The organism is Planococcus koreensis (assembly GCF_004761975.1).
Lineage (GTDB): Bacteria > Bacillota > Bacilli > Bacillales_A > Planococcaceae > Planococcus > Planococcus koreensis.
Genome location: NZ_RQII01000025.1, coordinates 114,730 through 121,165, shown reverse-complemented (window position 1 = coordinate 121,165; position 6,436 = coordinate 114,730). Strand labels below are relative to the sequence as shown.

General features: G+C 49.3%; 5 protein-coding genes. 1 reads left to right on the top strand and 4 read right to left on the bottom strand.

All coding sequences use genetic code 11. The features are described 5' to 3' along the window. From EGV91_RS06200 to EGV91_RS06190, 3 genes are all read right to left on the bottom strand, one after another. The coding region (locus EGV91_RS06200) for a 3'-5' exonuclease (RefSeq protein WP_135501736.1) at positions 1-1,926 on the bottom strand (1,926 nt) is incomplete at its 3' end. 167 nt (positions 1,927-2,093) lie between these two features. Beyond that, positions 2,094-3,047 carry a N(5)-(carboxyethyl)ornithine synthase gene (locus EGV91_RS06195; RefSeq protein ID WP_277751538.1) on the bottom strand — a complete coding sequence of 318 codons (954 nt, stop codon included), beginning with the start codon at positions 3,045-3,047 and terminating at the stop codon, positions 2,094-2,096. 192 nt (positions 3,048-3,239) lie between these two features. Continuing rightward, positions 3,240-4,214, bottom strand: coding sequence for a GNAT family N-acetyltransferase (locus EGV91_RS06190; RefSeq protein ID WP_158290581.1), 975 nt, complete (start codon positions 4,212-4,214; stop codon positions 3,240-3,242). A gap of 226 nt (positions 4,215-4,440) precedes the next feature. On the opposite strand from EGV91_RS06190, the gene EGV91_RS06185 reads away from it, so the two are divergent. Next, entirely contained in the window at positions 4,441-5,265 is an 825-nt protein-coding gene (locus EGV91_RS06185; protein WP_135501730.1) for an aldo/keto reductase, read from the top strand. A 59-nt stretch (positions 5,266-5,324) separates the two neighbouring features. On the opposite strand, the gene EGV91_RS06180 is transcribed toward EGV91_RS06185, so the two are convergent. Next, positions 5,325-6,230, bottom strand: coding sequence for an AEC family transporter (locus EGV91_RS06180; protein ID WP_158290580.1), 906 nt, complete (start codon positions 6,228-6,230; stop codon positions 5,325-5,327). Positions 6,231-6,436: the final 206 nt, after the last annotated feature.

Here is a 6,436-nt window from a genome sequence, read left to right as displayed (position 1 = left end):
TTCCGGCAGGAATTGTGCCCGGCATTTCGGCAGGTCCTGCACTTCTTCCCCGTTGCGGTCAATGATCTTCACTTCCAGCCCGTCCGTTGCGATGCCATAGAACGCGCGGCTGTCAGCTTCCAGATAGGTTTTCAGCTGCTCCACAGCCTCTTCAATGCCGCTGCCGAAGCGCTTTACTTCGGCAATGATATAAGGCCTTGCGTCTCCACCTGCATAAACCATCACCGCAATATCGCAATAGCCTTTTTTCGAAAACTGCTGTACCTGAAACTCCAGTTCCAAGAGTTCAAGCGGATAGCCATACGTTTCCTGCAGCTCCCGCACCAGCCATTGCCGGATGACTTCCTCTTTTGAGTGCAAGTCGACCAATTGGTCCGTCAAGCGGTAGTCGGTCATAGGAATCGACTCGAATGGCCTCAGCGACGCGTCTTTCTTCATCCGCATATGTCTGCGGTCGATTTCCTTGATGAATTTTGAAGGTTTTTTGACCGATGACATGTACAATAACTCGTTCGCCCGCGTCATACCGACATACAGCAGCCTCCGTTCATCGGAATCGAGCGTCCGCTGGTCATCCGCATCCGCATAACGGTCCTGTGGAATCAAACCACTGTTCAAGTCAATTAGGAATATGACTTTAAACTCCAGTCCCTTGATCGAATGCATCGTCACTAGCTTCACTTTGTCGGATTCGAAATCCGGTTCGTTGCGCTGCAAGATGCCGCTCGGGATGCCTGCATGCACAAGCCCTTCAGCCATACTTTCGATGTGGCGGTTTTCACGCGCCACTACACAAATTTCCGATAATGCGTAATCGTTTTGCAGCATCTTGATTTCATCAATCAGAAACTGCAATTGCTGCTGGGGAGTCAGGAAGAACCGGTAAATTGGCGGATGCCCGTGACGGTCAATCAACGCCGGTTTGACGAAATCGACATTGGCCCGAATGCTTTCATCCGCTTCGATCAAATGGAACGCCGCTGTTGAAATTTCAGTTGTCGTCCGGTAATTTTTGCTCAACGTCCGGGATTTTCCGCTCATGTCATAGCCGATGGATGTATAAGGACGGCCTTTTCCTAGCCATGAAAGTGGATAAATGCTTTGTGTATTATCCGCTACGAACATTAGCGAGGAATGCGCCTTCTCGTTATACAATTCTTTTAAAAACTGGAGCTGAACACGCGTCAAATCCTGGCTTTCATCGATAATAATATGTGTATACGCCTGTTTGCGGCTGCGCCGAATTTCTTCCAGTGCATATAAGTTCATCTGTTTATACGTCGTCAAACCCTCTTTCTCCAATTGTTCTCGGAAATAAAGGCAGACATCGAAAATAGCTGCCCGCAAAGAGGAATTCTTCATCAGCTTCTGTGGAGTTCCGCCGTCGCCAGATGCCCGGCCGATGCGGTCAGCAGACTGATACGTTTCTGCGTCTGTCATCGAACATGCCAAAATCCATTCCACTTCATCCAGCAGAAATTTACTGTATTTTGGTGAAAGGAGCTTCACGTCGGGATAAGACTTTTTTACATGATGAATCGCCAGAATCATGGCTTTGTGCATCTGCTCGATTGTCGCAAGCTCCAGCTTTTTGCCAATCCGTCTTTGATAGCGGCCGAACTCTTTGAACATAAGGCTATCAATCGTCAGTATTTCCACTTCTGTATCCGAAGAAAAAAGACGCTCAGCTGTTATTTGGTCAGCATCTGCCATCCTCGCATATTGATGCTTAATGTATTGGAGCAAGGTTTTATTGTAAGTGACCAGCAAAATCCGGTCATCTTCTTCATGGCTATAATGGTCTTTCAAAAAATTAATGCGGCGGATTGCTACCGTCGTCTTGCCAGACCCTGCCACACCCTTTATCAGCATCGGCCCAGTTGGCTCAAGCTCGACAATCCTACGCTGTTCCACGTTCAACTTCACATCGAGCACCTCCAAATATTTACAACTTCTACCTTTATTCTATGAATATAGTCATTAAATAGCAAGTGCTATATGCGCCTTGTGGAGGAAGCAAAAATGGACGATCCTGGCATAGAAACCACAAAAAAACTCCCGCACCGATTTCCGGTGCGGGAGCCTGCTTTCCTTTATTTCACCAACAAGCCGCGCGCTTCGCGGAACTCGGTGATGTGGTGGTCGATGATGCGGCCGTTTTCGATGACGACGGCTTCTTTGACCATGTCGGACAAATTGCCTTCCGTCAAATCATCGAGCATGCTCCAAAAGCCTTCGCTCAACACTTTTGTGATGGTGTGCGGGAACATCGCCGGTGTGTTGTCGACAGTATAATGGATGATGCCGTCGACCGTATAGACCGGGTTATCGATTGTCGATGGGCGTGACGTTTCGATTTCCAGTTCCGGATCGCAGCTGACATCGATGATCATCGCGCCTTTTTTCAGGCGTTTCAAATCTTCTTTGTAGATGATGCGATCTGTGCGATTCGTGTCCCACATCACGCAGTTTACAAGAACGTCGTATTCCGTCATTTTTTCGCGGAATAACGATTCGTGTCTGCGGCCGAAAACGTCGACTTCCGCGCCAAGGCCATGAAGGATGCGCATGGCACCTTTCGATGTGTGGCCGTTTCCGAGAATCGCTACTCTCGTTTCATAAGGCATTCTGCCTGCGTATTGATACGCTTGAAGAACAGCTGCTTCGCCCGCAACTTCGCGGTTGCGGTAGAAGATATAGCGTCCGCCTTCGAACATTTCTTCCCACGCGATAACCGTGTGATTGCCTGCAAGCACTGCATCAGTGAAACGGATGTCCTGAACAGCGTGCGCCCAGCCGATCAATAATTTGCCTTCAGTAATCTGGTCGAAGTAATCGGCATCGCCGAGCTTCACATCGACGATCGCTTCGCATTCCAAAGCGCGTTCGCGCGACACGATATGGACGCCGTGTGCAGCGTATTCTTCGTCTGAAATGCCAAGCGCTTCTCCGTAGCCTTGTTCAAAATACAGGCGTTCCGGGAACTTGATGCCCGACATATCTTTCGGCAAAATCGCCCGGCGCTTTTCGTTGTTTTTATGGCTGATGACAAAACCTAATGTGTAAATAATAAACCCTCCGTTTCAAGTTAAATCCGTACAGACGGCAATGGCTGTGGCATACCCCGCAGCGTTAAAAGCCTCTACTCAAATCATACCATGTCCGGCGAAAAACCTGAGTATTTGTAATTAATTTTTTATAATTTTGGCTCATTTCCATTTAGACATTCGCTTTCCAACTCATGATGAAGGAAATCCATGAGGCATTGCTGCCAGTTCTACAATGGCAGCCCGCCGTTCCACTGCCGCGCATAGCTTTGCATAGGCTTCTTCGTTCCAGATTTTCCGCCCCTCCCACACCTCGAATCGGGTGTTGCGGATGAATAGGTCTTTGAAGGGAGATTGTTCACCGCCGCCTAGGAGAACAAACAATGCACCGTTCTGTTTTCCCCAGCACGCCAGCCCAAAATGCAATACATGTTCCGGCGCTAAATGGGCGAATCCCGGCAGCATCGCGCTCAATTCCGGCTCCAGCACGCTGCCGCTTAGCCTGCTCACTGAAACAGCGATGGTGCGTTCCCGGTAAATGGCTTCTGCAATGACCAGATCCGGCCCTAGTTTTTCAATGTATTTGGCAAGCTGGTGCCTTTCCACTTTGCCCTGCTGCATGTTCTGGTGAACTGCAATCGAAGCGTACAAGGCAGCGAAACGGCTCGCATCTGCTTGATTAGGGTTAGCGGTCACGCGGTAATCGACGCCGGATTCAAGCGCTTTAAACAGCGTCTTTTTGCCGCGTTCCGAAAATTCGCCGCACACCGGGTTTTTGGCGCGGAGGTCGACCGCCGTGGTTTCGCCGATGAATTCCGTTTCGTAGCAGCCTGCAAAATCAGCCGCGTTGCCAAGCAGTGGATTGAACTGCACCCGTTCGCTGATGATGTTTTGTTCCCAGCAATACTTGCGGAACGCGCGCTCAAACGCCGCGGCGAGTTCCCAGCGGCGCCCTTCTTTGCATGCTAAAATAACAGGGCCGCCATAAGCGCAAGGCGTCACTGCTTCAAAATAAGTTTGGCCATCAATGGCAATCGGAATCTCCCGTTTGAGGAAAATGCTGCGCACCGTGCCCACTTCATTATGGAATTCGTAAACGGTGCATTCGCCGCCGCCTATTGATTCGACCAGCTGCCCGTAACGTTGGGCAAATTGTAGATCGTCCATTGCCATAACCCCTTTTCATCGATGAATAAAAGAGTTTGCCGCTTCTGAAATCATTTCACGTGACCTGCTTGTCCGTTATCTTCATAATAAGGAATGTAGGTTAAATTGGCGTTAAATGGGAAAAAGAATGCCTTTTTATTTAATTCGTAAATCGAAGGGTTAATGTGCAGTATCGAAGGGTATCTAATGCATTAGGTAAACTTATTTGGAAAAGGGGATATGCTGAATGGAATTTGTAACGTTGAATAATGGATTAAAAATGCCGCAGCTTGGCTACGGGGTTTGGCAAGTGCCGGACAACGAAGCAGCGGATGCAGTTACAGAAGCTATTAAAGTCGGTTACCGTTCAATCGATACCGCGATGATTTACAAGAACGAAGCAGGCGTCGGGCAGGCATTGAAGGAATCTTCCGTGCCGCGCGAAGAATTGTTCATCACAACCAAAGTTTGGAACAGCGACCAAGGCTACGACAGCACATTGCGTGCGTTCGAAGACAGCCTGGAGCGTTTAGGGCTCGACTATGTCGACTTGTACTTGATCCACTGGCCGACTCCGGATTTCGGCCAATACGTCGATACGTATAAAGCGCTTGAAAAGCTTTATAAAGACGGCAAAGTCAAAGCGATTGGCGTCTGCAATTTCGAAATCGAACATCTTGAGCGTTTGCTTGAAGAATGCGACGTGCCGCCAGTCTTGAACCAAGTCGAATGCCATCCGTACTTGGCGCAGACTGAACTCAAGGAATTCTGCGCACAGCACGATATTTTTGTAGAAGCGTGGAGCCCGCTTGACCAAGGCGGCGAAGTGCTGCAGGACCCGACGGTGATTGCGATTGCCGAAGCCCACAGCAAAACACCGGCACAAGTCGTATTGCGCTGGCATTTACAGAACGGCACGATCGCGATTCCGAAATCCGTCACGCCGTCGCGCATCGCAGAAAACTTCGACCTCTTTGATTTCGAATTGTCAGCGGACGACATGGACAAAATCCATGCGTTGAACAAAAACCGCCGTAAAGGTGCACACCCGAACGAAATGAATGTCCGCTAGTCATATAGAAAGAAAGCCCATTCCGCAAGTGGAATGGGCTTTTTTTTGGCTTCCTGAAGCTACAGCACCAGCAGCAAAATCGGTATCGTCACGATGCTCGCGACTGTGCTGACGAACATCGCGCTCGACACAAGATCCGGATTCATATTGAATTTGATGGCGAGCAAGGTTGTCGTTGCGGCCGTTGGTGTCGCAGCCGCCACTAGCAGAACCTTCGCTTCCAGCGCATCGCCCGGATACAATAGCTGCAGCAGCAAAAATGCCAGCGCCGGAAACGCGACCAGTTTGAACAGCACCGCCGTGCCGATGAACGCGAAAACATTTTTCAGCTGAATCGATGCGAGCGTAATGCCGAGCAGCGTCAGCATCACCGGAATTGATGCCTGCCCAAGCAGCCCCGTCGCACTTTCAATCGCAGACGGTACTGGGATGCCGGTGATTTTCAACAGCAACGCAAGCAGGATCGCGATAAAGCCAGGCATCCGCACGACCGTCAGAAAGATATCTTTTTTCGGCGCGTGTCGGTGATTCGATGCATAGAACACGCCTGCCGAGTTCATTAAAAAAGATTGCATGACCAGGTAGATGATGCCAATCGCCACGCCGGCGTCGCCGAACGCAAACAAGATGATCGGCAGCCCGTAATTCCCTGCGTTCGGAAATCCGCTCGCCAGCATCAGCGTATTTTGATACATTTGATCCCATTTCAGAAGCTTGCCCGCCAGCCATATAAAGCCAGCAAACACTAGGAACAACGTAAACGAAAAAACCACAATCCGGCCAAAATCATTCATGTCCATCTCGGAAGTCGATACCGAGTAAAAGAACAAAGCGGGACTGAAGACGTAAATCGACAGATCCGACACCGACTTCGAATTGATCGCCATCGTTTTGCCGACGATAAAACCGACAGCGAGCAACAAAAAGACCGGCAATACTACATTTAATATTTCAGTAAGAATCAAGTGCATTCACATCCATAACTATGATCGAAAGGCGTCGCCGCTCTTTCCTTATCCGTCAATTCTACGGAAAGGTGTGTGGAAATGCTAGGGTTGGGGTTGAAATGGTTTTGGGATGGCAATTATTTTGATGGATACGCTTTTCCAATCCCCATGCAAAAAAACCACTGCCGAGAATCTTAAGGATTCCTGCAATGGCTATGTTTCTA

What these genes read in the sequence shown, in the direction of transcription:
- EGV91_RS06185 (WP_135501730.1), top strand. Translation starts at nt 4,441, where the DNA reads ATGGAATTTGTAACGTTGAATAATGGATTAAAAATGCCGCAGCTTGGC.
- EGV91_RS06190 (WP_158290581.1), bottom strand. Translation starts at nt 4,214, where the DNA reads ATGGACGATCTACAATTTGCCCAACGTTACGGGCAGCTGGTCGAATCA.